This is a genomic window from Streptomyces sp. NPDC048392 (genome assembly GCF_043200575.1).
In the GTDB taxonomy this organism is placed as follows: domain Bacteria; phylum Actinomycetota; class Actinomycetes; order Streptomycetales; family Streptomycetaceae; genus Streptomyces.
The window spans coordinates 47,761-72,241 of record NZ_JBICYB010000034.1; the positions used below are offsets into that span (position 1 = coordinate 47,761).

20 protein-coding genes and 1 pseudogene are annotated in these 24,481 nt (G+C 73.4%); 8 read left to right on the forward strand and 13 right to left on the reverse strand.

Annotated elements, in window-relative coordinates; translation table 11 throughout:
• Positions 1 to 141 precede the first annotated feature (141 nt).
• The 5 genes and pseudogenes from ACGFYH_RS30885 to ACGFYH_RS30905 all read left to right on the forward strand — a co-directional run.
• A pseudogene (locus ACGFYH_RS30885) lies at positions 142 to 347 on the forward strand (hypothetical protein); the annotation flags it as partial.
• Between the two features lie 561 nt (positions 348 to 908).
• On the forward strand, positions 909 to 2,426 hold the full coding sequence (gene crtI, locus ACGFYH_RS30890; protein ID WP_393806477.1) for a phytoene desaturase family protein: 1,518 nt from the start codon (positions 909 to 911) through the stop codon (positions 2,424 to 2,426).
• On the forward strand, positions 2,423 to 3,421 hold the full coding sequence (locus tag ACGFYH_RS30895; protein ID WP_393806478.1) for a phytoene/squalene synthase family protein: 999 nt from the start codon (positions 2,423 to 2,425) through the stop codon (positions 3,419 to 3,421). The genes crtI and ACGFYH_RS30895 overlap by 4 nt, the downstream gene beginning before the upstream one ends.
• Positions 3,418 to 4,464: a DUF5914 domain-containing protein gene (locus ACGFYH_RS30900; protein WP_393806479.1), complete on the forward strand. Its 1,047-nt coding sequence runs from the start codon at positions 3,418 to 3,420 to the stop codon at positions 4,462 to 4,464. Before ACGFYH_RS30895 ends, ACGFYH_RS30900 begins: the two co-directional genes overlap by 4 nt.
• 16 nt (positions 4,465 to 4,480) lie before the next feature.
• On the forward strand, positions 4,481 to 4,972 hold the full coding sequence (locus tag ACGFYH_RS30905; RefSeq protein WP_393806480.1) for an MSMEG_6728 family protein: 492 nt from the start codon (positions 4,481 to 4,483) through the stop codon (positions 4,970 to 4,972).
• Positions 4,973 to 5,632: 660 nt separating this feature from the next.
• On the opposite strand, the gene ACGFYH_RS30910 is transcribed toward ACGFYH_RS30905, so the two are convergent.
• The 7 genes from ACGFYH_RS30910 to ACGFYH_RS30940 all read right to left on the reverse strand — a co-directional run bounded on the left by ACGFYH_RS30910 (position 5,633) and on the right by ACGFYH_RS30940 (position 14,112).
• Positions 5,633 to 6,970: a lipase family protein gene (locus tag ACGFYH_RS30910; protein WP_393806481.1), complete on the reverse strand. Its 1,338-nt coding sequence runs from the start codon at positions 6,968 to 6,970 to the stop codon at positions 5,633 to 5,635.
• A gap of 572 nt (positions 6,971 to 7,542) precedes the next feature.
• Positions 7,543 to 8,169, reverse strand: coding sequence for an exonuclease domain-containing protein (locus ACGFYH_RS30915; protein WP_393806482.1), 627 nt, complete (start codon positions 8,167 to 8,169; stop codon positions 7,543 to 7,545).
• Positions 8,170 to 8,226: 57 nt separating this feature from the next.
• Entirely contained in the window at positions 8,227 to 10,299 is a 2,073-nt protein-coding gene (locus ACGFYH_RS30920; protein ID WP_393806483.1) for an iron ABC transporter permease, read from the reverse strand.
• A 7-nt stretch (positions 10,300 to 10,306) separates the two neighbouring features.
• On the reverse strand, positions 10,307 to 11,290 hold the full coding sequence (locus ACGFYH_RS30925) for an iron-siderophore ABC transporter substrate-binding protein (RefSeq protein WP_393806484.1): 984 nt from the start codon (positions 11,288 to 11,290) through the stop codon (positions 10,307 to 10,309).
• Positions 11,287 to 12,147, reverse strand: coding sequence for an ABC transporter ATP-binding protein (locus ACGFYH_RS30930; RefSeq protein ID WP_393806485.1), 861 nt, complete (start codon positions 12,145 to 12,147; stop codon positions 11,287 to 11,289). The genes ACGFYH_RS30925 and ACGFYH_RS30930 overlap by 4 nt, the downstream gene beginning before the upstream one ends.
• A 102-nt stretch (positions 12,148 to 12,249) precedes the next feature.
• Entirely contained in the window at positions 12,250 to 12,813 is a 564-nt protein-coding gene (locus ACGFYH_RS30935) for an MSMEG_1061 family FMN-dependent PPOX-type flavoprotein (RefSeq protein WP_393806486.1), read from the reverse strand.
• A 117-nt stretch (positions 12,814 to 12,930) separates the two neighbouring features.
• On the reverse strand, positions 12,931 to 14,112 hold the full coding sequence (locus ACGFYH_RS30940; RefSeq protein ID WP_393806487.1) for a spore photoproduct lyase family protein: 1,182 nt from the start codon (positions 14,110 to 14,112) through the stop codon (positions 12,931 to 12,933).
• Between the two features lie 155 nt (positions 14,113 to 14,267).
• Between ACGFYH_RS30940 and ACGFYH_RS30945 the strand changes: the two genes are divergently transcribed.
• Positions 14,268 to 14,453: a hypothetical protein gene (locus ACGFYH_RS30945; RefSeq protein ID WP_393806488.1), complete on the forward strand. Its 186-nt coding sequence runs from the start codon at positions 14,268 to 14,270 to the stop codon at positions 14,451 to 14,453.
• A 199-nt stretch (positions 14,454 to 14,652) separates the two neighbouring features.
• On the opposite strand, the gene ACGFYH_RS30950 is transcribed toward ACGFYH_RS30945, so the two are convergent.
• The 5 genes from ACGFYH_RS30950 to ACGFYH_RS30970 all read right to left on the reverse strand — a co-directional run bounded on the left by ACGFYH_RS30950 (position 14,653) and on the right by ACGFYH_RS30970 (position 21,391).
• Entirely contained in the window at positions 14,653 to 15,444 is a 792-nt protein-coding gene (locus ACGFYH_RS30950) for an SAM-dependent methyltransferase (RefSeq protein WP_393806489.1), read from the reverse strand.
• Positions 15,445 to 15,846: 402 nt separating this feature from the next.
• Positions 15,847 to 17,892: a beta-galactosidase gene (locus ACGFYH_RS30955; RefSeq protein ID WP_393806490.1), complete on the reverse strand. Its 2,046-nt coding sequence runs from the start codon at positions 17,890 to 17,892 to the stop codon at positions 15,847 to 15,849.
• Between the two features lie 101 nt (positions 17,893 to 17,993).
• Positions 17,994 to 19,349, reverse strand: a complete 1,356-nt coding sequence (locus ACGFYH_RS30960) for an ABC transporter substrate-binding protein (RefSeq protein WP_393806491.1) — start codon at positions 19,347 to 19,349, stop codon at positions 17,994 to 17,996.
• Between the two features lie 160 nt (positions 19,350 to 19,509).
• Positions 19,510 to 20,460, reverse strand: coding sequence for a carbohydrate ABC transporter permease (locus ACGFYH_RS30965; RefSeq protein ID WP_393806492.1), 951 nt, complete (start codon positions 20,458 to 20,460; stop codon positions 19,510 to 19,512).
• Positions 20,461 to 20,467: 7 nt separating this feature from the next.
• Positions 20,468 to 21,391 (reverse strand): carbohydrate ABC transporter permease, encoded by a 924-nt coding sequence (locus ACGFYH_RS30970; RefSeq protein ID WP_393806493.1) that lies wholly within the window; start codon positions 21,389 to 21,391, stop codon positions 20,468 to 20,470.
• A 211-nt stretch (positions 21,392 to 21,602) separates the two neighbouring features.
• Here ACGFYH_RS30970 and ACGFYH_RS30975 point away from each other — a divergent pair, with 211 nt between their 5' ends.
• The gene (locus tag ACGFYH_RS30975) at positions 21,603 to 22,757 is read left to right on the forward strand and encodes a LacI family DNA-binding transcriptional regulator (protein ID WP_393806494.1); all 1,155 of its coding nucleotides are present in this window, start codon (positions 21,603 to 21,605) and stop codon (positions 22,755 to 22,757) included.
• 33 nt (positions 22,758 to 22,790) lie between these two features.
• The gene (locus ACGFYH_RS30980) at positions 22,791 to 23,240 is read left to right on the forward strand and encodes an SPW repeat protein (RefSeq protein WP_393806495.1); all 450 of its coding nucleotides are present in this window, start codon (positions 22,791 to 22,793) and stop codon (positions 23,238 to 23,240) included.
• Positions 23,241 to 23,329: 89 nt separating this feature from the next.
• Here the strand turns inward: ACGFYH_RS30980 and ACGFYH_RS30985 are convergent, their stop codons facing one another.
• Positions 23,330 to 24,148, reverse strand: a complete 819-nt coding sequence (locus tag ACGFYH_RS30985; protein ID WP_393806496.1) for a sigma-70 family RNA polymerase sigma factor — start codon at positions 24,146 to 24,148, stop codon at positions 23,330 to 23,332.
• Positions 24,149 to 24,481 lie beyond the last annotated feature (333 nt).

Genomic DNA, 24,481 nt, shown 5'->3' on the forward strand with positions numbered 1-24,481 from the left:
CGTCGTGCCTGTCGCGGCTCGTCGAGGCGGGGCCCGCCCGGCCCTGGCTCGCGCGAGGCGTCGGCGATGCGGCGGGCGCGGGTCAGCGCGCCCCCGACCGCCGCGCCAGGGCACGCAGCGGTGCGGACCGGCCCCGGGCCGGGCGGCGGCGCGCTGGCGGCGGTGGCGATAGCCGGTGCCGCCGCCGTGGCCGTGGTCTCGGCGAACGGTTCCGGCCAGGCCTCCGACGGCCCCTCCTCGCAGCTCCCCCCGACGGCGGACATTCCCGGCTCGACGGCGACCGAGCCGTCTTCGCCCCGACCAGCGCCCCGCCCCCGCCCGACCCGAAGGACCTCGTCTCCAGCGCCGGGCACCGTGCACAGCGTCCCGCCCCGCGCCCCCTCGCTCCGGCAGGGCGTTGGCGGTGAGCGGCCCGAGGTGGCGGCGCGCTCCATCAGCGCCACGGCACGGGCAGACCTGTCGCACCAGGCTCCCGGCGACGACGGCCGGGCCGGCGTGCGGACCGTGGGACGGTCGTGGTGGCTCCCACGGTGAACAACAGCGGGCGATCAGGCCGCCACGGGCGCCCGTGGCGGCCGTGGACGCACGGCGCGCTGGACGGAACCGGGACGGGCACCCGCCCGGTGCCGCCGTACCGCCGGGCGGGTGGACTGCCGGGCGGGAACGGGCCACTGTCGCGTCGCGCCGGAAGCGAAGGGGGAAGGTATGACGCCGACCACATCCCCGGCCCGGGCCGAGACCGGACGGCGCACCACACCGCCCGCCCGGCCGAAGCGGCGGCAACGCGGCCGAGGCGCCCGGCCCGGCTCACCGCCGCAGTCGACGACGAGAGGACCCGCGATGCGCCCCAGCACGGTCGACGACAACCGGCGGCAGGGCCTGCCCCCGCCCGCGGGCCGGAGCGCGCGATGACGCGGACGGTGACCGGCCGCACCGACCACGTCGTGGTCGTCGGGGCCGGACTCGCGGGGCTGTCCGCCACCCTGCACCTGCTGGGCGCGGGACGCCGGGTGACGGTCGTGGAGCGCGACCCGCTGCCCGGCGGCCGGGCCGGGCGCCGCGAACTCGGCGGATACCACCTCGACACGGGCCCGACCGTGTTCACCATGCCGGACCTGGCCGACGAGGCCTTCGCCGCGGTCGGCGAGCGGCTGCGCGACCGCGTGGAACTCGTGCCGCTGCACCCCGCCTACCGGGCGTGCTTCGCCGACGGCGGCACCCTGGACGTGCACACCGAGGCCGAGGCGATGGAGGCGGAGGTGGAACGCTTCGCCGGGGGCCGGGAGGCGGCCGGGTACCGGCGGCTGCGCGACTGGCTCCGGCGGCTGTACGCCGTGCAGATGCGCCGCTTCATCGACGCCAACTTCGACTCACCGCTCGGCCTGCTCACCCCCGACCTCGCCCGGCTCGCCGCGCTCGGCGGCTTCGGCCGGCTGGACGCCCGCATCGGACGGTTCCTGACGGACGAGCGGCTCAAGCGGGTCTTCTCCTTCCAGGCGCTCTACGCCGGTGTCGCACCGTCCCGGGCGCTGGCCGCCTACGCCGTCATCGCCTACATGGACACGGTGGCCGGCGTGTACTTCCCGCGCGGCGGCATGCACGCACTGCCCCGCGCCATGGCCGACGCCGCCGTCGACGCCGGGGCCGACCTGCGCCTCGGACGGGACGTCACCCGCCTGGAACGGTCCGGCAACCGCGTCACCGCGGTCGTCACCGACCACGAACGCATCCCGTGCGACGCCGTCGTCCTCACCCCCGACCTGCCCGTCGCCCACCGGCTGCTGGGCCGCCGCCCGCGCCGGCCGGTCGCACTGCGGCACGCGCCCTCCGCCGTCGTGCTGCACGCCGGCACCACCCGCACCTGGCCGCACCTCGCCCACCACACGCTCTCCTTCGGCGCCGAATGGGGGCGGACCTTCGACGAGCTCACCAGGACCGGCACCCTCATGACCGACCCGTCGCTGCTGATCACCAGGCCCACCGCCGGCGATCCCTCCCTCGCTCCCGAGGGCCGCCACCTCCACTACGTCCTCGCGCCCTGCCCCAACACCGACATCGGCCCCGGCGCCGGGGCCTGGAGCGACCTCGCGCCCCGCTACCGCGACCGCCTGCTCGCCACCCTGGAACGCCGGGGACTGACCGGTATCGCCGCCGCCGTCGAGGAGGAGTGCCTGGTGACACCCGCCGACTGGAGCGCACAGGGGCATGCCGCCGGCACCCCGTTCTCGGTGGCCCACACCTTCGCGCAGACCGGGCCGTTCCGCCCCCGCAACCTGGTGCGCGGCACGGACAACGCGGTCCTCGCGGGCTGCGGGACCACCCCGGGCGTCGGCGTACCGACCGTACTGATCTCAGGGAAGCTGGCCGCCGCCCGCATCACCGGACCGCCGGCCCGCCCCGCGGCCGCACGGAGGCGGGGCCGATGACCGTACGCGAACTCGACGCCGCCGGCATCACCGACCCGGACCTGCGCGCCGCCTACACCCGGTGCCGGAACCTCAACGCCCGCCACGGACGCACCTACTTCCTGGCCACCCGCCTCCTGCCCGCCGACCGCAGACCGGCCGTGCACGCCCTCTACGGGTTCGCGCGGTGGGCCGACGACATCGTCGACGACACGGGAGCGGACGCCACGCCCGCCGTCCGCGCCGCCGCCCTGACCCGCCTCGACCGACTGCTGCGGCGGGCACTCACCGGCGGCCGGCCGACCGCCGAACCCGTGGTGCTCGCCCTGGCCGACACCGCCGCCCGGTATGCCATCGAACCGGCGCACTTCACCGACTTCATGGCCTCGATGCGCGCCGACCTCACGGTCACCGACTACGCCACCTACGCCGATCTGCGCGCCTACATGCACGGATCGGCCGCCGTCATCGGCCTCCAGATGCTCCCCGTACTCGGCACCGTGACCGGCCGCGCCGAGGCCGCCCCGCACGCCGCCGCGCTGGGCGTCGCCTTCCAGCTGACCAACTTCCTGCGGGACGTGGGCGAGGACCTGGACCGCGGCCGGATCTACCTCCCGGCCGACCTGCTGGCCGCGCACGGCGTCCAGCGGGACCTGCTGCTCTGGAGCAGGCACACCGGCCGCCACGACCCGCGCGTCACCGCCGCGCTGCGGGCCGCCGAGGACCTCACCCGGGCCGTCTACCGCCAGGCCGAACCCGGGCTGGCCATGCTCGACCCCGTCGCGCGCCCCTGCGTCCGCACCGCGTACCGGCTCTACCGGAACATCCTCGACGCGATCGCGGACGGCGGGTACGCGGTACTGCACCGGCGCGCGGTGGTCCCCCGCGGACGGCGCGCGGCCGTCGCGGCCGACGGGCTCGTGCGCGTGCTGGCCGCCCGGCTCGGCGCGCGTCGCGCCTCCGCCGGGCCGGTGGCGTGCCGCGGCGCCGCCCACGACGTGGAGGAGGCCGGATGAGTGCCGGTCCCCGTCCCCGCCGGGGACGCAGTCCCCTGCGGCTGCGGCGCCGTGCCGTCCCCTGGGAGCGGCAGCGGCCGACCTGGCGCGAGGCACGCCCCGCCGTCATCGCCGCGGCCCTCGAGCGCGCCCTGGCACGCCCCTCCGGCAACTGGTACGTCCTCGGCGCGAGCACGGACCTACGTGCCGCCCGCCCACTGTCCGGCACCGTCGCCGGCGTCGAGGTCGTCGTCTGGCGGGACGCGCGGGGGCGTCCGGTCGGCGGCCCGGGCGCCTGCCCCCACCTCGGCGCCCCGCTGGCCGACAGCCCGGTACGGTGCGGCACGCTGGTGTGCCACTGGCACGGACTCGCCCTGGACGGCGCCCCGTTCGCCGGCTGGGAACCCCTGCCGGTCCACGACGACGGCGTTCTGGTGTGGGTGCGGCTGGACGGCGTGGGGCAGGAGGCACCGACCCCGGCTCCCCTCGTACCCGCCCGGCCGCCCGGGGCCACGGCTTTGACGTCCGTGTGGCGCGGGGCCGGGACCTGCGAGCCCGAGGACGTGATCGCCAACCGGCTCGACCCGTGGCACGGCGCCTGGTTCCACCCGTACTCCTTCGTGGACCTCACCGTCCTCGAGGCACCCGGAGAGACCCCGCACGCCGACGGGGGCGGCGAAGGGCACGGAGCGGGAGAGGACGACCGCTTCGTCGTGGACGTGTCCTTCCGGCTGACCGGTCGCCTGGTCGTCCCCGTACGGGCCGAGTTCACCGCGCCCGGGCCCCGCACCGTCGTCATGCGCATCGCCGACGGCGAGGGCGCCGGGTCCGTCGTGGAGAGCCACGCCACGCCGCTCGGCCCGGACGGGAGCGGCCGGCCGCGTACCGCGGTCGTCGAGGCGGTGCTCGCCACCTCGGACCGCCCCGGCTTCCCCCTGGTCCGCCGCCTGGCACCGGCCCTGCGCCCGTTGATGCGCGCCGCCGCCGGCCGCCTGTGGCGCGACGACCTCGCCTACGCCGAACGCCGCGGGTACCTGCGCGCCCGCGGCCGGTTCCCCGGCTGAACGGAGCGGCACCGGTATGCAGACCTTTCTTCCCCACCCCGGTTTCCGGGACTCGGCACTCGCCCTGGACCGCCGCCGCCTGGGCAAACAGCGGGTGGAGGCGCTTCAGGTGCTGCGCGGCCTGACCGTCCCCGGCTACGGCTGGCGCCGGCACCCGGCGGTGCGGATGTGGACGGGCTACGAGGAGGCGCTCGTCCGGTACGGCCTGGACGTCTGCCGCGTCTGGCGCGAGCAGGGCCACCAGGACAGCTGCGCGGCCTCACTCGTCGCGGGGCTCGCCGCGTGCCGTCCGGGTGAGCCGGTGCGCGACCAGGCGGAACTGGCGGCCGCCGGGGAGCTGCCGCCCTGGCTGGGCGACGAGGCCTTCCACCGCAGCCACCGTTCGGCGCTGGTCCGCAAGGAGCCCGCCGTGTACGCCGAGCTGTTCCCGGGGGTGCCGGACGACCTGCCCTATGTGTGGCCGGGTTCGGACCGTGAGCGCGGGGGAGCGGGGAGCGGGAGCGCCTAGGACGTTCGGGTCTGCCGGTCGCCCGCGAGTTCTTCGCCTGCCGGGCGGCCTCCACGGCCTCCACGGCCTCCGCGGCCTCCGCGGCCTCCATGGCCTCCACGGCCCTCGCGGCTTCCACGGCTTCCACGGCCCTCGCGGCGATGGCGTCGGTGCTCCGTCCCTCGAACGGCTTGCTCGTCCTCCGAGGTCGTGATCAGCTCACGCCGCTCCTGCCTGCCGGCAGCCGGCCATGCGCTGCGAGCCGTTCGGCGGCCTCTGGGCGCTCTCGGCGGGAACTTCACGGCCGTCAGGCCGATGGCACCGGCGGCCATCGGACAGTAGGCGGGCATCAAGTCGCCGCCGGTGACGCTCACCGGTGTCTCGGTGGCCGGAGGCGTGGTGCCGCCGAAGGCCGCGACGGCGAAGTCGAGGCCGATGGCCACGACCGCGTGGCGCGCGGCAGTCGGAACAGCGCGGGCGGGCTGCCGGCGCCCGGCGTGGCGAAGCGGGCCGGCAGGGTGCACGGCAGCCGGGCCCCGGCGCCCGGCTGCCGTCCGCCTTCGACAGCGGGAGGGCCGGGACGGCGAGGACGAGCATCGCCGCGGCGCCGACGGCGTGGACCGGGCGTCGGCCGACCTGGTCGCTGGGCGGAGGCTCCGGGCAGCGGGGCAGCGGGGCGGCTCAGGGCTGTACGGGCATGCTCCAGCAGTTGGAGTCGGCCGGCTTGCCGGAGAGCCGGCCGGTGAGCCAGGAGATGGCGTTGCCCTGATCGGTGAGCAACGGGGCGAAGTGGTTGAGCAGGCCGCTGCCCACGCCCGGCAGCAGCACGGGAACGTAGGTGACCTCGGCGCCCTTGTCGCACCAGTCGACGGCCAGCCGGCGGGCCTGGCCGTGGGGGACCAGGTCGTCGCTGACGCCCGTGGCCACGCGGACCGGGCTGCCGGGCTTCAGCGAGCCGATGCGCTGCTTGGCGAGGAAGGCCTGGAGCGCGGGCTCGGCCCGGATGACGTCGCCGAGGGACTGCCCGGTCTTCGTCCAGCCGGTGCTGCTGTCGCCGCCGTAGCCGAAGAGAGCGTCACCGACGCACATGGTCGACAGCTCCTTCAGCGCCTCCTGGCCCGCCGCGTTGATGTAGCGGTCGGCGATGGGCCGCAGGGCCGGCTCGGTCTGCAGGAAGCCGTTGAGCGACCAGCCGAGTGCCCCCGCCAGGTCGCCACCGTCGATCGCCCGGGTCACCTCCGTGAGGTCGGCGGGCGGGGCGCCCGCGTAGGTGCCCGCCAGCTGGACGTCCGGGGCGTAGGAGGGCTGGAGTTCGGCCGCCGCCGCCGTGGCGCCGCCGCCCTGGCTGTACCCGAACAGACCCACCCGGGAGCCGGAGGTGACGGAGGCCGAGCCGAGGGAGCGTGCGGCGCGTACGGCGTCCAGCACCGCGTGGGCTCCGTCGACGCGGTTGACGTAGGTGTGCAGCCGGTCGGTGGTGCCCAGGCCCACGTAGTCGGTGACGACGACGGCGACGCCGCGCACCAGCAGCCGGTAGACCGACAGGTCCTCGTAACCGACCGAGACCGTCTGCCCGTTGAGCCGCAGCGGGTGTTCCAGGGCCATCGACGCGGCGCACTGGTCGCCCTGCCCCATGGTGCCGGGGGCGACCGCGACCAGGGGCCGCGGCCCGTCGCCGCGCCACTTCGCGGCCGGTTCGATGTAGGCGCCGGTCACGGCGACCGCTTCGCCGTTCGCGTCGGTGGACTTGTACATCAGCCGGGTCGCCCGTCCCGGGAGCGGGCCGTCGAGTCCCGGCAGGCTCAGCGCGAGGGGCAGCGGCTCACTGCGGATCAGCGTGCCGTCGGCGTGGGGGAGTTCGGACGGAGGGGTGTAGAAGGCGGGTATCTCGACGCCGCGGGACGTCGTGGCCGCCGAGCCGGCGGCCGGGCCGTCGCCTGCGGCGGCCGGGACGGCCTGGGCGCCGAGGGCCAGCGCGGCGGCGATCGCCGCGGCGAGCATGCGTGGGCGTGGGGACATGGGATCTCCTGGGGGAGGGCAGGGGAGGGCCGGGAAAGGCTGGAACCGGCCGTCCGCGGTCCAGTGGGTCAGAGCCGTGGTCGCGCTGTTCCTGGGGAGTGTCGGGACCGTATCCGCCCGGGGGTTACCAGGGGTAGCACCCGGCTCATTACGGTTCAGTAACTTGACGCGACGTCTAACAAGGACGGCACGGAGCAGAGTGGACGCATCGCTGACGACGTATGGGAACGGCCAGTACGTGCGCCCGCGCCGGAAACGGTTCCGCCGACGGGAGACAGGGTGAAGCGCGGGCAAGCCGGTGCGGGTGCCGGCCGCGACCGCCGCAGCGGGGAGGGCGGCCGCGAGCACCGCACCGCGCTCACCGGGGCCATCCGTCCCCACGGCCCGCGAGACAGGACCGTGACCTACCGGTCCCACCGGCAGGCCCCCACGTCGCCGAACCCGTCGGCGTGACCTGCCGGACCGTCAACATCACCGCCGTGCCGGAGAACCCCGGAGACGCCGCTGGCAACCCGGGTGCACCGGGACGCCGGGACGCCGGGCACGGAGCGGTCCCGGAGGCACCCCCGGCCTCACCCACCGGACCGGCCGGACCCGCGGGGACGCCAGGCAGCGGGCCAGGCAGCGCGGACGGCCGGCCGGAGCACCAGCGCCGCGATGTTCCAGGCGTCGTCCACGCCCCGGTGGTGCCGTCCCTCCAGGGGCAGCCCGGCGATCTCCAGCGCCTGCGCCATGCCGGGGCGCCGGCGCAGTCCGTAAGCCTCGGTGAAGACCGCCTTGGCGTTGGTGTGCGCGCGTTCGGCCGGGTGGCCGAAGGGGTAGGGCACCCCGTCGGCCGCGCACTGGCGGACGAACTGCTTGCGGTCGTAGTCGCCCCAGCTTGCCCAGGGGCGGACGCCGGCACCGTGCTCGCGCACCAGCGTCTCGCAGGCCCGGGCGAGGTCCACCCCCCGGTCGGCATCGGCCGGGGCGAGGCCGGTCAGCTCCGTGCAGAAGGCGCTGACCCGGGAGCGGACGGGCCGCACCAGGATCCGGTGCCGGGCCACCCGCTCCCCGGCGTCGAGGTCGACCACGGCGAGCCCGATCTCGATGATCTCGCTGACCGCACCGGGCGGCGGCGGCCCGTCCCAGCAGGTGGCCTCCAGGTCGATGACGTTCAACAGGCCCGTGCGGCCCCCGTCCGCGGCGCGTCGGTCCATGCCCGCACCGTACGGGGCTCACGTGCGCCGTCACCCGGATCGCCGCCGGGGCGGCGGTCAACGGCGGCTGCGTACCAGCAGGTACAGGAAGTACGGCGTCCCGATCACTGCCGTCACGAGCCCAGCGCCGAGCTGGGCCGGGGCGATCACCGTGCGCCCGAGGAGGTCGGCGGCGCAGACGAGCGCGGCGCCGAGGAGGAGTGCGACCGGCACGACCCTCACGTGCCGCCGGCCCACGAGGGCGCGTGCCGCGTGCGGGGCGACGAGCCCCACGAACCCGATGGTCCCCGCGCAGGCCACGGCCGTCGAGCTGAGGACGACGCTCAGCACCAGGAAGCCGAGGCGGCCCGGAGCCAGCCGCAGGCCGAGCAGCCGCGGTGTGTCCTCGTCCAGCGAGATCAGATCAAGCTCGGCGCGCCGGGTGAGCGCCACCGTGATCCCGGCGGCCAGCGCCAGCGCGACCGGCACGACGTCCGGCATGGTCCGCCCGTAGGTGGATCCCGACAGCCAGGTCAGCGCCTTGGTCGCGTTGAACGGGTCGGTGAGCACGATCAGCAGGCTGATCAGCGCCGTCGTGGCCGAGGCCGTGCCGATGCCGACGAGGACCAGCCGGTTCTGCCGGAAGCCGCCCCGGGCGGCGAGTCCGAAGACGACGACCGCGGTGACGGCGGACCCGGCGAACGCGGCACCGGCGACACCCCAGGTCCCGGCGGCCGGGACGGAGGTCACCAGGACCACCGCGCCCAGCGCACCGCCGCCCGTGACGCCGAGGACGTTCGGTTCGGCGAGCGGGTTGCGGGTGACGGCCTGCACGAGCGTGCCGGCCAGGGCGAGCGCCGCACCCGCGCAGAGGGCGGCGAGCACCCGGGGCACCCGCGTGTCCAGCACGAAGGAGACGGTCCGCCCGGCCCGCCCCTGGACCCAGTTGACGACGTCCCCGAGCAGCAGCTTGCTGTCGCCCACCAGCACGGCGGCGATCACGAGACCCACCAGGACCACCACCAGGACGGCGACCGTGGCCGGGACCACCCCCCGGCCCGGGATGCGCAGCCGGTCCGGCGCCCCCGCCCCGGCGGTGTCCCGCACCCGCAGCGCCATGGCGACCAGGAACACGGCTCCCACCAGACTGGTGACCACACCCGTGGGCACCGACACGGCACGGTCGTCCGCGACCAGGGACCGCAGCAGCACGTCCGAACCGAGCACCAGGGCCGCGCCGGCGAGCGCCGTCGCGGGCATGCTCGTACGGGAGCGTGCGAAGCCGCGGAACCGGCGGGCGAGCGGACGCGTGAGGGCGGGTGCGCACAGGCCGACGAAGCCGATGGGTCCGGCGAGCGTGACCGCGGCGGCGGACAGCAGTGCCGCGAGCACGACGACCGTGACCCGGGTGGCCCGGACCGGGACGCCGAGCCCGCGCGCCGCGTCGTCGCCGAGGGCCAGCGCGTCCACCCGCCGGGCGGTCAGCATCAGGCCCGCCAGCCCGGCCAGGGCGATCGGCAGCATCTGCAGGACGCCGCCGAAGCCGTTCTGGGCGATGCTGCCCTGGTTCCACTGGTAGAGGCCCTCGGTCTGCTCGGGGAAGAGCAGCAGCAGTCCCTCCGTCATGGAGTTCAGACCCAGCATCAGCGCGGTGCCGGCCAGCACGAGGCGGACGGTGCCCGTGCCGAGGCCGGACAGACCGAGTACGACGGCCGCCGCCGCCAGGCCGCCCGCGAAGGCGACGCCGGAGGAGGCGAGCATCGGCAGTGAGGCACCGGCCGCGCCGACCAGCCCGAGCGCGAGGTAGGAACCCGCGTTCACCGCGAGGGTGTCGGGTGAGGCCAGCACGTTGCGGCTGACCGCCTGGAGCACGGCGCCGGCCATGCCCAGGACGGCGCCGACCAGGAGTCCCGCGGTCATCCGGGGCAGCCGGGAGGCGACGACGACGGACGCGTCGTCCGGGTCGGCCTGTCCGGTCAGCGCCTTGAAGACCTCGGACGGTCCCACCGAGGCGGTGCCCTGGGTGATGTCGACGACGGCGAGCACGGCGACCAGCAGGACGATCCCGGCCGTCACCGCGGCCGCGCCCGGCCTGGACGCGGGCGCCGTCGGCGGACGGGCCGCGGCGGGTTCGGTTGCGGTGACGGCCATGGCCCCGCTACTTCGTCAGCGCGCCGACGACGGCGTCGATGTACGCCTCCATCGACCCGGGGCCACCGAACATCCAGATGCCGTCGTCCAGCCGGTGCACGTCGCCGGCCTCCACGAACGGCAGGGACTTCCACACCGAGTTCTCGGCCAGCTCACCGGTGAACGGGGTGGCGCTCGGATCGTCGTCGTTGCCGATGTAGGCGAACCGGGTGTCCTCGGGCAGCTTGGTCAGACCCTCGACGTCGGTGGAGCCGAGACCGTAGGCCTCGTCACCCTTCACCGTCCAGGCGTTCTTCAGGCCGACGGCCTCGTTGACCTCACCGATGAGGGAGGTCGCGGTGTAGGGGCGGATCGAGACCTGGTTGGAGGCGACGTAGCCGTCGGCGAAGGCGATGTGCTCGCCGGCCATCCCCGCGTCGGTCAGCGCCTTCCTGCCCTCGGCGACCTTGGCCTCGAAGTCCTCGCGCAGCGCCTCGGCCTTGTCCGAGGTTCCGGTGGCCTTGGCGACCAGGTCGACGTTCGCCAGCATCCGGTCGATCTGGCCGGTGCCGTCGGCGGACGTCACCTCGATCACCGGAGCGACCTCGCGCAGCTGCTTCACCGCGGCGGGGGCGAGATCCGTGGTGGCCACGATGAGGTCGGGGGCGAGGGAGGCGACGGTGTCCATGCTCGGCTCGCCGCGGGTGCCGATGTCCTTGGGCTCGTTCCTCAGCGGCACCGCGCTGTCCCAGGTCCTGTAGCCCTTGACGTCCGCGACGCCGACCGGGTCGACGCCCAGCGAGACGAGGCTCTCGACGACGTTCCACTCGGTGGCGACGACCTTGGTGGCCGGCCCGTCGAGCCTCACCTCGGTGCCCTTGCCGTCCTTGAGCGTGATCGCCTCGGAGGCCTTCTTCTCCGTCTTGTCGGCGGCGGGTTCGGTGGTGCCGCAGGCGGCGAGGGTGAGCGCCGCGGCGGTGGTGGCTGCCGCGGTGAGCAGGAGGCGTCTCATGAGGTGGTGCCGAGCCTTTCGGTTCGTATGTGGTGGCGGCCGATCGGGCGGGTGCGCAGCCGGCCGGTCAGGGGGTCGGTGTCGACGTCGATCCGGATGCCGTAGACGGCGGTGAGCCGCTCCGGCGTCAGCACGTCCTCGGGCAGGCCGTCGGCGACGATCCGGCCCGCTTCCAGGAGCGTGATCCGGTCGGCGACGGCCGCCGCCTGGTCGAGGTCGTGCAGGACGACGCCGACGGCGATGCCGTGGACATCCGCCAGATCGCGGACGAGGTCGAGGAGCTCGACCTGGTAGCGCAGGTCGAGGTACGTCGTCGGTTCGTCCAGGAGGAGTACGCCGGTCTCCTGGGCGAGACAGCTCGCGAGCCACACCCGCTGCAACTGCCCGCCGGAGAGATGGTCGGCGCCGCGGTCGGCGAAGCCGTCGACGCCGGTGAGCGCGAGCGCCCGCTCGACGGCGGCCGGGCCGTCCGGATCGGGCCGTCCCCAGCGGCCCCGGTACGGATAGCGGCCGAACTCGACGACGTCCCGCACGGTCAGCCCGCCGGGCGTCGGGCGGCCCTGCGTCAGCAGCGCGACGTGCCGCGAGAACTCACGGGACGTCAGCGCCAGACCGTCGGTGGTGCCGTCGATGCTCAGCGTGGCGCTGCGGGCCCGTTGCAGCCGGGCGAGGGTCCGCAGCAGCGTCGACTTCCCGCTGCCGTTGGGGCCCACCAGGACGGTCACTTCGCCGGGCGTGAGCCCGACCGCCGCGTCGTGCACGACATCGACACCGTCGTACGCGACGGTCACGTCCGTCGCCGACAGTTCATGACCGCGCAGGCGCGGGGTACCGGCTGCGTCTTCACCAGATCTCACGTGGTGAAGGTTAGCCTAACCTAATAAGCCCTGGTAGGGGTGGGCCTCACACGGGCCCCGGCGCGGCTGCCGCGTCCCTCCCCTCCGGGTCCGTGCGGGGCGTCAACTCGCTTGCCACGACTGGGGTTTCCACAGGCCCGCGCGGTTAAGGGACTGCGGGCAGTGGAGGTAGATCTCGTCGATCTCCAGGATCAGCGCGAGGGCTGGACGTCTTCCGTCCCGCGCCATCGCGTCGAAGAAGGGCGCGTCGGTGAGGATGCGGGCCCGGCCGTTGACCCGCAGCACGTCCTTGCCGCCGGGGACCAGGTAGAGCAGACCGGCGTGCGGGTTGTCGAGGACGTTGTGGAAGCTGTCCCCGCGCCGGTTCCCCGCCCGGTCAGGCAGGGCGAGCGTGCGGGAGTCCAGGACGTGGGTGAACCCGGCAGCGTCGCCGCGGGGCGACACGTCGCAGTTGCCGTCCGCGTCGGAGGTGGCCAGGAGGCAGAAGGGGGAGCGGGCCAGGATGTCCCGGTCCTCGCCCGTGAGCCGGTCGTGCACCTTGTCGATGACGAGGGGCCAGGGCTCGCCCAGCAGTTCGCGCAGTCGGGCGCGCGAGCCGAGTTCGACCCAGCCCTCTTCGGTGACGGCGTCCGGCCGGTCCGCGGTCGCGTCGGTCGTGTGTGGCAAGGCCGGCTCCCCAAGTGTGCTTTCCGCAGGCTCGGAAGTGTGTGCTTCCGGCGGTTGTCGCACACGAGACATTATCTGATCTTAGGGTCGCCTTACCCGGCACCCGGTGGGCCGCCCTCAGAAGGCGTAACGGATCCGCAGCCAGGGCGCGTGGGCGGCGACCAGCGCGCGGAGCCGGGCGACCGCCTCGGCCTTGACGTCCACCCGGTAGCGCACGTTGAGCGCGCCGTTCCCCGAACGCTTGGCCTGCTGGATCTCCGGCCGCCACAGCACCTCCTCGGCGCGCGGATGCCAGCCCAGGTTCACCTCGTGCAGGTCCCGGTTGTGCGTCAGCATGATCACCTCGGCGGCGGCCTGCCGCTTGACCCGGTCCGGCAGGACGTCGTCGAGGTGCCGCAGCAGCTCCGTCCAGGCCTCCTCCCAGCCGGGCCGCACCACCACGGGGGAGAGGTTGAAGTGCACCTCGTAGCCGGCGTCCAGGAAGTCACCGGCCGCGGCGATGCGCTCGGCGACGGGCGAGGTGCGCACGTCCAGCAGTTTGGAGTCGTCCGGCGGCATCAGGGAGAAGCGGACCCGGGTCCGGCCGCGCGGGTCGAGGGCGAGCAGGTCGGGGTTGACGAACTTCGTCGCGAAAGACGCCTTGGCCGTCGGCCACTGCCGGAAGGCGTGCACCAGGTCCGCGGTGTTGTCGCAGATCAGGGCATCCACCGAGCAGTCACCGTTCTCACCGACGTCGTAGACCCAGGCCTTCGCGTCGCACTGGTTCGGCTCGCGCTTGGGCCCCTGCCGGGCGATGTGCCGGCCGAGGTGGGCGATGATCCGGTCGATGTTGGTGAAGACGGTGACGGGATTGGCGTACCCCTTGCGGCGCGGCACGTAGCAGTAGGCGCAGGCCATGGCGCAGCCGTTGGAGGCGCCCGGCGCGATCCAGTCCGCGGAGCGGCCGTTGGGGCGGGTGGTCAGCGTCTTCCGCTCGCCCAGGACGAGCGTTTCGCCCTTCACGCGCACCCAGCGCTCGACGTTGCCCTCGTTGCCGTGCAGGCCGGGGATGCCCCAGTGGGAGGCCACCTCGACCACGCGGGCCTCGGGGAACCGCGCGAGGACCTGCCGTCCGCGCGGGGACGCGGCTGCCGCGGGCTCGGCGTGGATCTCCCGTACCGGCAGCAGCCGGCGGGCGGCGGCGGAGTCCCGGAAGGACGGCCCGGCGGCGGGCGCGGCGGGCGACGGACCGGGCGTCAGGGCGTCCAGTCCGAACAGCGCGCCGGAGCCGTCGTCCGGTGCGGTGGACGGGTCGTGCATGAGGGCTCCGGGACGGGGTGCGGGAGTGACCGGGCGGCTCCGCCGCGGTCCGTCCCTCCACTGTACGGAGCGCACGTCGTCTTCCGCCGTGTCACGCACCCCGTCGGGGGCATACGCGAGACACGGCACCGCCCCGGTGCCGCCGACCCGAAGGGATGTACACCGTGCTCGCCATCATCGCGGCGGTTCTGTTCCTCATCGCCTGGCTGATCAACGCGGCGGAGGTCTCGACCAACGACATCTTCACCTCCACCAACGTGATGCTCATCGGCCTCGCCCTACTGGCCCTGCACGTCGCCGGCATAGGCAGCGGCTGGGCGACGCGCGGGCGCCGCCGCTGAGCCGCCGCCGCGTGGGCGCACCGGGTCCTGTCGTCGACATCGCGTCGTCGCCCGGAGGGCGGCCCCCGCGGCGTCGGGTGCGTGCTCTCGGCGTGCCGGGTCCTGGACCTCGTACGGGATGTACTCGGGTCAGGGCCGGCAGGGCGAGAGTGCGTGCATGACGCCGCGGGGCAGACGGGAGCTCGACGACAGGGCCTAGTCAGGGGATACGCGCCACGCCCGCGTAGATACCGCTCTCCTCCGGCGCGGGCGGCTCCAGCCCCTCGCCGTACCACTCGGTGGCCGTGACCAGGCCGGGCGGCACCAGTTCCAGGCCGTCGAAGAAGCGGGTCACCTCCGCCCGGGTGCGGAAGCCGAGGCGGATGCCGCCCTTGGCGTACTGGGCGATCACCTGCTCCGCCAGCTCGGGGAAGAGGTCGATCGCGGCGTGCGACAGGACCAGGTGGCTGCCCGGGGGGAGGGTCTCGACCAGCCCCCGGACGATGCCGTGCGCGTCCTGGTCGTCCGGCACGAAGTGCATCAGGGCGATCAGCGACAGCGCGATCGGCCGGTCGAAGTCCAGGATCCCTCGCGCGTGCCGCATGATCTCGGCCGGCTCGCGGACGTCGGCCTGGATGTAGTCCGTGGCCCCCTCGGGGCTGCTGACCAGCAGGGCCTCCGCGTGCCGCAGCACGATCGGGTCGTTGTCGGCGTACACGACCCTGGCCGTCGGCACCGTCCGCTGCACGATCTGATGCAGGTTGGGCTCGGTCGGGATCCCCGTGCCGATGTCCAGGAACTGGTCGATGCCCTGAGCGGCGAGGTGTGCCACCGCGCGGTTCATGAACGCGCGGTTCTGCCGCGCCGCGTCCCGTGCCTCGGACGGCAGGGTCTCGCCCACCGCCTCGTCGACCGGGTAGTTGTCCTTGCCGCCCAGCAGCCAGTCGTAGACACGCGCGGGGTGGGCCCGACCGGTGTCGATGCGGGGAGGCTGGGTGTGGTCCGTCGTCATGGCAGGCTCCGTGGTCCGGGAGGTGACGCTGCGCCGCAGTTTTCGATCATCGTACTGCCAGGCGACCGCGCCATGTGTCCCGTGGGCGGCGGAAGTTGCCGATCACCCCCCGCGCGGGGCCACCCGCTGCCCCGGTGCGGGGTGCGGGGCGGACGGTGGTTCCACCCGCGGTCGGCTTCGGTGATCTCGCGCAGCACCCGTGCCGGGGTCCCGGCGGCGACCGTCATCCAGTACGGCGGCCCCGAAGAGGCGTCCGCCGCGGGTACGGCGTGCCATCGTGTGCTCCCCACTGAATGGTGTGGTCGCCGCGGTGGCCCTCCGGCAGGCATCCGGGCAGGAGGGTGCGGCCCCGGAGCGTCCGGTGCCGCTCCGGGGAGTCGTGGGTGCGGCGTCGGCGCGGGCTCAGCCGGTGGGCGTGCGCAGGACGGCGACATCCCCGGGCCCGAGGGTGAGGGCGCCGTCTGCGCCGGTGGCGCCCACCAGGACCTCCCCGGTGAGCCCGGGGACGGTCACCGTCCCGTCGGTCCGGTTGACCAGGAAGAGGAACCGGCCGCCGGGTCCCCGGCGCACGGTGGCCTCGACGGACCCCCGCACCCCGGCGGGCAGCTCGCTCGTCACCCCGGCCGGTTCCAGCAGCCGCGGCAGCAGCGCGGCGAGCCCGTCGGCGCCGAGGCGGGTGGAGACGTAGGCGGCCGAACCGCTGCCCGCGGCCCGCCGGGTGACGGCGGGGCGGCCCGCCTGCGTACCGGTGCGGTAGCGGGCGAGGACGTCGGTGTCGGCCGCGGTGACGGTGATGTGGTCGGTCCACAGGCCGCCGGTGCTGTCGTCGTCCAGTTCCACGGTCTGCCCGGCGGGCAGCGGGCCGAACTCCTCGACGCGGATGCCGAGCAGCTCCCGCAGGGCGCCCGGATAGCCGCCGAGCCACACGTGGTCGTTCTCGTCGACGACACCGGAGAAGTACGTGGTGACCAGGTGCCCGCCCTGCTCGGCGTACCGCGTGAGGTTCTTGGCCAGCTCGGCCGGGACCAGGTGCAGCACCGGCGCGATCAGCATCCGGTGGCGGCTCAGGTCGGCGCCGGTGGTGACGACGTCGGCGCGGATGCCGAGGGAGAGCAGCGCCGAGTACCAGTCGAGCGCCTCCTGGTGGTAGTCGAGCAGCGAGGTGGGGTGGGAGTCCTGCTCGCTCGCCCAGCGCGACTCCCAGTCGAAGAGGATGCCGACCTCGGCGGGCTCCCGCTCGCTCCCCGCGACCGGCGCGAGTGTCTTGAGCGTGTCGCCCAGGGCGGTGACCGAGCGGAACAGCTCGCTGTCGGCGCCGGCGTGCGGGACCATCGCCGAGTGGTACTTCTCGGCGCCGGCCGCCGACTGGCGCCACTGGAAGAAGCAGACCGCGTCGGCTCCGTGCGCCACGTGCGTCAGCGAGTCCCGGGCCATGTCGCCCGGCCGCTTGGCCAGATTGACGGGCTGCCAGTTCACGGCACTGGTGGAGTGCTCCATCAGGAACCAGGGACGGCCGCCCGCGATGCCGCTGGTGAGGTTCGCCGAGAACGACAGCTCGTCGCGGGCCTGGGGGCCCGGCACGACATAGTGGTCGTTGGCGACGAAGTCGACCTCACCGGCCCAGTCCGCGTAGTTCATGCCCTTGGTGCCGGGCATCACCATGAAGTTGGTGGTGACGGGGATGCCGGGGGTCAGCTCCCGCAGGAGGTCCCGCTCCGCGCGCAGGTGGTCCTTGAGCGCGTCCGAGGAGAACCGCTTGAAGTCCAGCTGCTGGGTCGGGTTCGGGTGCGAGGCGGCCAGCCGGGGCGGCAGGATCTGCTCCCAGTCGCTGTAGCGCTGCGACCAGAACGCCGTGCCCCAGGCCTGGTTGAGGGCGTCCGTCGTGCCGTACCGGGCGCGCAGCCAGTCGCGGAAGGCACGGGCCGCGTCGTCGGAGTAGTCGTAGACGTTGTGGCAGCCCAGTTCGTTGTTGACGTGCCAGGCGACGAGGGCCGGATGCCCGGCGTAGCGGGTCGCCATCTCACGGACCAGGCGCAGGGCGTGTTCGCGGAAGACGGGGGAGGTCGGACGCCAGTGCTGGCGCGCTCCCGGCCACAGCGTCTCCCCCCGGTCGGTGACCGGGAGGATCTCCGGGTGCGCGGTGGTCAGCCAGGGCGGCGGGGAGGCGGTCGCGGTCGCCAGGTCCACGCCGACACCGTGCTCGCACAGCAGGTCCATGACCTCGTCGAGCCAGGCGAAGTCCCAGGTGTCGGGGCCCGGCTGGAGGCGGGCCCAGGAGAAGATGCCGAGCGACACGATGGTGACGCCGGCCTCGCGCATCAGCCGTACGTCCTCCTCCCACACCTTTCGGGGCCACTGCTCGGGGTTGTAGTCGGCTCCGAAGGCGAGGCGGGGGGCGGGCGCGCCGTCCGCCCCGCGGTGCGGGCGGGGCAGGAGGGTGGAGATCATGGCGGTCCTTCCGGTGTGGTGCGTGCGGTGCCGGGGCGGCGGTGCGTGAGCCGCGCCGCCGCCCGCGGGCCGCGGCATCGTGGTGCTGCCTGTGCCGGGGCCTACTTCCCGACGGTGAATCCCTGCTCCTCGCCGTACTTCACGGAGGCCTCCTGCCAGGACTTCAGGCCCTCGGCCAGCGTGGTGTCGGAGACGTAGGCCTTGCCGACGGTGTCGTTGAAGACCGAGTTCGCGTACACCTGGTACGGCAGGTAGGACCAGTCGTCGGGGACGTCGGCGGCCGACTCGGCGAAGATCTTGTTGGCCTTCTGGCCACCGAAGTAGGGGAACGCGGTGTCCTGGAACCTGGTGGACTGGAGATCGGCGGTGGTCGCCGGGAAGGCGCCGTTCTTCAGGCGGGTCTGCACGCCGTCGCCCGCGTTCGCGTACTCGACGAAGGCGTACGCCAGCGCCTCGTTCTTGCCGAGCTCGGGCAGCGCGAGCGCGCTGCCGCCGTTCTCGGCGCTGGCCTTGCCACTCCCGGTCCACTGCGGCAGCGGAGCTACGCGCCAGTCACCGGACGCCGCCTTCGCGCCGGAGTCGAGGTTGGCGGGCATCCAGGCGCCGGTCGCCAGCGTCGCGATGCTGCCGTCGCCGAGGCCCTTGTACCACGCGTCGGTCCAGGCCGGGACCGAGGCGAGCAGCTTCTCGTCGATGAGCTGCTGCCAGGTGTCGGTGAACCTCTTGGCGCCCTGGTCGGTGAAGTCGATCCTCACCTTGGTGCCGTTCACCGTATAGGGGCGCGAACCGGCCTGCCAGAGCATGCTGGTGGCGAACCCGGCGTCGCCGTTGTCGGCGGTGATGTACGCCTTCGGGTCGGCCTTGTGCAGGTCGCGGGCGGCGTCCACGTACTCCGCCCAGGTGGTGGGCACCTTGATGCCGTACTTGTCGAAGACCTTCTTGTTGTAGAACAGCGCCATCGGACCGGAGTCCATCGGCAGCGCGTAGACGCCGTCCGAACCGGCCTTCACACCGTTCCACGGGCCCGGGGAGAACTTGGCGGAGAGCTTGTCGGCGCCGAAGGACCTGAGGTCGGTCAGCTGCTTGGTCAGGGCGTACTGGCCCATCGCGTAGTACTCGATCTGGGCGACGTCCGGGACGCCCTTCTTCGCCGAGATGGCGTTCTGCAGCGCCGTGTACTGGTCCTTGTTGGTGCCCGCGTTGACCAGGTCGACCTTGACGCCCGGGTGTTCCTTCTCGAAGTCGGTGGCCACCTGCTTGAGCGTGGGCTCCCAGGCCCAGACCGTGATGGCGCCGCCCTCCTTGAGAGCCGCCTGGACGTCCGCCTCGGAGACCGCCTTCCGGCTCGACCCCCCGTCGTCGGAGCCGCCGCAGGCGGTGGCCCCGAGGGCGAGGGCGCAGACGAGGCCTATACCGCGCAGCAGGCGGCGCGAGTGCTTGGGCAGGTGTGTGGGCATGGGCGTGCTTCCACTTCTTCGTGGCCGGAACCGGCACCGTTGAGGGGTCGGACGGGTCGGACGGGTCGGACGGGTCGAGGGTCGGACGGGACGGACGGGTCGGAGAGGGCGGGGGAGGTCGGAGGGGGCGTGGCGGGCGGGCGGGGGAGAGCGCGGTGGGCTACTCCTTGACGCTCCCGGCGGCGAGACCGGACTGCCAGTACTTCTGGAGCAGCAGGAACGCGACGACCAGCGGCAGGATGGTGATGAGCGAACCGGTGACGACGAGGTTGAAGACGGCCTCGCCGCCCGCGGTCGCGGCCTGCTGGTTCCAGCTGTTGAGGCCCAGGGTCAGCGGGTACCAGTCGGGGTCCTTGAGCATGACCAGCGGCAGGAAGTAGTTGTTCCAGGTCGCGACCATGGTGAACAGCAGGACGGTGACGATGCCGGGCGCCAGCAGCGGCAGGGCGACCCGGAAGAAGGTGCGCACCTCGCCCGCCCCGTCGATGCGGGCGGCCTCCATCAGCTCGGCCGGGACGGCCTCGGTGGCGAACACCCACATCAGATAGAGGCCGAACGGCGAGATCAGGGATGGGATGATCACCGCCCAGGGGGTGTTGGTGAGCCCCATCTCGCTGAACATCAGGAAGGTCGGCACCGCCAGCGCGGTACCCGGGACGGCCACCGCGCCGATGACGACGGCGAAGACGGCACGCCGGCCGGGGAAGTCGAACTTGGCGAGCGCGTAACCGCCGAGCACGGCGAGGAAGGTGGCGCCGCCCGCACCGAGCCCCACGTACAGCAGGGTGTTCAGCAGCCAGCGGGTGAAGACGCCGTCGTCGTACGTGAACGTCTCGCCGATGTTGTCCCACAGCGCGAAGTCGCCGTCGAACCAGAGACCGAAGGAACGGGACAGCCCCTCCTGCGTCTTGGTGGCGCTGACGGCCAGCCAGGCCAGCGGGACCAGGCTGTACAGCAGTACCAGTGAGGTGAGGACGGTCAGCAGTACGCTGCGCCGGGGCTTGTCGGGGGAGTGCCGGCGCCGGGACGTACGCAGTCGGGGCACGGGGCCCGGCGTGCCGGACGGCCTGGTCGCGGAAGGGTCGGAGACGGTGGCGACGGGACTGGTCATCGCTGCTTCACACTCCCTTGCGCATGCCGCGCAGCTGGACGACGTAGGCGATGACCATGGTGATCAGCCCCATGACGATGGCGACCGTCGCGGAGTAGTTGTGCTGCTGCCCGTTGAAGGAGAGCGCGTAGGTGTAGTAGTTCGGCGTGTAGTCCGTGGTGATGGCGTTGCGCGCCAGCGGCTGGAGAATGCTGGGCTCGTTGAAGAGCTGGAAGCTGCCGATGATCGAGAAGATCGTGGCGATCACCAGGGCCCCGCGGATGGCCGGCAGCTTGATGGCGGTGATCACGCGGATCTGGCCGGCGCCGTCGATCTGGGCCGCCTCGTACAGCGAGTGCGGGACGACGCGTAGCGCCGAGTAGAAGATCAGCATGTTGTAGCCGACGAATTCCCAGGTCACGATGTTGCCGATGGAGGCCAGTACCAGGTCGGGAGAGAGCGGGTCGGGCAGTGAGACACCCAGCGCGTCGTTGATGTCACCGACCAGGCCGAAGCGGGTGCCGTACATGAAGCCCCACATCAGAGTGGCCACCACGGCCGGCACGGCGTACGGCAGGAAGACCGAGATGCGGAAGAAGTCCCGGCCGTACAGGCGGCCGCTGTCCAGCGCCAGGGCCACCAGGAGCGCGATGCCGAGCATGATCGGCACCTGCACGGCGAGGAAGAGCGAGACCCGGCCGAGCGAGGCCCAGAACTGCTCGTCCCTGAGCGCCTCGCCGTAGTTGTCCAGCCCGACGAAGGTGGTCCCGCCGATGAGCTGGTCGCGGAAGAGGCTGAGGTGGACCGAGTACGCGATCGGCGCGAGGAACACCAGGGCGAAGACGGCCACGAAGGGAGCGAGGAAGCCCCACCCCGTCCAGGAGCGGCGGTCCCGCCTCACCGGGGGCGGGACGGGCCGCGGCCCGGCGGCCGGCGGTTGCAGCGTCGTCATGTCGATCCTCGCTCGTCACGTTCCGGAGCTTGTGGAGCCTCAGTATGTTCACGCGAACATCCGCTGCCGCGAAGACGGTCCGGGCCCGCCGCGTGGCTGTTATGTTTACGTAAACATTTGGTGGCGGCATGTCTACACTGCCCCGAGGACGACGGTCAAGGGTCCTTCGTGGGCCGTGGCCCGGACAGCGGCAGAGAGGTGGCGGACGGCAGTGGACACGGCTGAGGGAGTCGCGGACGTGCGGGACGCGGGCACGCGACGCCGGCGCGGCGGCCGGGTGCCTACGGCGTCCATGGCGGACGTGGCCCGGCTGGCGGGGGTCTCCTCGCAGACCGTCTCCCGCGTCTCCAACGGCTTCGCCGGCGTGACCGAGGAGACCCGGCGGCAGGTGCTGGCGGCCATGAAGGAGCTGGGCTACCGGCCCAACAGCGCGGCCCGGGCGCTCAAGCGCGGAGAGTTCCGCACCATCGGTGTCATCACCTTCACGCTGTCCACCACGGGCAACGTGCGCACCCTGGAGGCCATCGCCACCTCCGCGGCGAGCGAGGGGTACGCGGTGACACTGCTGCCGGTCGCCGTCCCCACCCAGGACGAGGTGCGCGGCGCGTTCTCGCGGCTGGAGGAGCTGGCCGTCGACGCGGTGATCGTCATCATGGAGGTCCACCTCCTGGACGCGGCGTCCCTCAGACTGCCGCCCCACGTCCAGGTCGTCGTGGTCGACTCCGACGCCGGCGACCACTACACGGTCGTCGACACCGACCAGGCCGGCGGCAGCCGTGCCGCGGTGCGCCATCTGCTGGACCTCGGACACGACACGGTGTGGCACCTCGGCGGCCCCGAGGGCTCCTTCGCCGCCCAGCGCCGCACCGACGCCTGGCGGCACACGCTCGCCGAGGCCGGCCGCACCCCGCCGCCCCTCGTCCGGGGCGACTGGTCGGCCGAGTCCGGCTACCGGGCCGGCCTGGAACTGGCCGGCCACGAGGAGTGCACCGCCGTCTTCGCGGCCAACGACCAGATGGCCCTCGGCCTGCTGCGCGCCCTGCACGAACGCGGGCGGCGCGTGCCCGAGGACGTCAGCGTCATCGGTTTCGACGACATCGCCGAGGCCGGTTGCTTCCTGCCTCCGCTGACCACCGTCCACCAGGACTTCGCCGAGGTGGGACGGCTCTGCGTACAGGCGGTGCTGCGCAAGATGCGGGAGGTCGGTCCCGAGCGCGGCACGACGCTGGTGCCGACCCGGCTGGTCGCCCGGGCGAGCACGGCGCCGCCGCCGGCGCAGGGGGGACGGAGCGGAAGAGGCCTCGGTGGTCGATCTGCCCGAGAAATGGACGATTCGCGGGAACGAACCGTGAAACCCCTTCCGTGAACACCGATTGCCTCGAGGAAGGGAGTGGCTGACGTGGCCACGCAACACACGAGGATCGAAGAACATCCCGACATCATGTCGATGCGCGCCCGCTACGCCGCGGCGTCGGCGAAACCGTCCCTGCAGGCGGCCGAGGGGCTGACCCTGCTGACGGGCCTGTACCTGGCGATCTCGCCCTGGGTCGTCGGGTTCCACACCAACGCCCCGCTGAGGGTCAGCAACCTCGTGACGGGACTCGCGCTGGCCGTTCTCGCGCTCGGCTTCGGCTCGGCGTACGAAAGGACCCACGGCATGGGCTGGGTCCCCGCCGCCATCGGCGTGTGGACGATCATCGCCCCATGGGTGATCTCCGGCGCCGCGGACGGGACCGGTCCCGTCGTCAGCAACGTCATCACCGGCGCCGTGGCGATCGTGCTCGGTCTCATGACCGCGGCCATGGGGCGGATGAATCGGGACCGCTCGGCCTCGGCCGACGCCCGGTAGTCGGCAGCCGGCAGCCGGCAGGGCACGGAAAGCGGTGCGGGTCCTCCGCGGGGTGCGGGGGGCCCGCCCGCGTGCGGGCGGCCCGGCCGTCAGTTCCCGAGCAGGCCCTGACGCAGACGGGCGCAGGACCGTGCCAGGAGGCGTGAGACGTGCATCTGCGAGATGCCGACGACGTCCGCCACCTGGCGCTGGGTCAGGGAGTTGACGAAGTACAGCCTCAGGACGGTGCGCTCCCGGGCCGGCAGCTCCCGGATCAGCGACCGGAGTGCCACCAGGTCGGTGATCAGTTCGAGCCGCGGGTCGTCGCCGCCGATGGTCTCCGCGAGGGCGGCGCCCCTCCCGGGGTCGCGCGACTCGTCCATGGACAGGGGATTGCGCGCCCGGTCCGCCTTCATGGCGAGACGCACATCCTCCTCGCCGATGCCGGTGAGCCGTTCGATCTCACGGACGGTCTCTCCGTCCGCGCGCCCGGCCCTGTTCATCTCCTCCTGCGCGAGCCGCACCCGGCGGTGCTTCTCCTGCAGCCGCCGCGGTACGTGGACCTGCCAGGTGAAGTCGCGCAGATGCCGCTTCAGCTCGCCGTCGATGGTGGGCACGGCGTAGGAGAGGAAAGCGTGGCCGAGCTCGGGATCGAAGCGGTCCACGGCCTTGACCAGCCCGAGGCACGCCACCTGCTGGAGGTCCTCACGGTTCTGGGAGGGCGAGCCGTAGCGCCGTGCGATCCGCCGGGCGACCGGCAGATACGCCGTGATGGCCGCCTCCCGCAGCGCTTCCCGCTCCGGACCGGGAGGACAGGCGGCCATCCGGTGGACGAGTTCCTCCTCGGGTGTCCGGTCATCCGGGCCGGCCGGCCCGGATGCCTTCCCGGGGGCCGGGCGGGAAGTGCGGTGAGTGCTGGTGACAGACATGCGTGCCCACTTTCCGGTCCACTGTGCGGCGCGGGGACCCGTGCGGTCATGGAGCCCGTGCCCCGACGCGCGGACGAGTGCCCTCCTTCCTTTGCCCTATGCAAAGGTCTCGGGACTCCTGACCGAAAGGATGCGGTCCATCCGGTTTATGGACGACCGCGAGGGCAACTCAACTAGCCGACCGTCGACCTCACACGCCCGGGAGAGCTCCATGACCCAAGTCGCCGACTACGTGCTCCAGCGCTTGTCCGAGTGGGGTGTCCGGCGGATGTACGGCTATCCGGGTGACGGCATCAACGGTCTGCTCGGTGCGTTCGACCGGGCGGGGGGTGA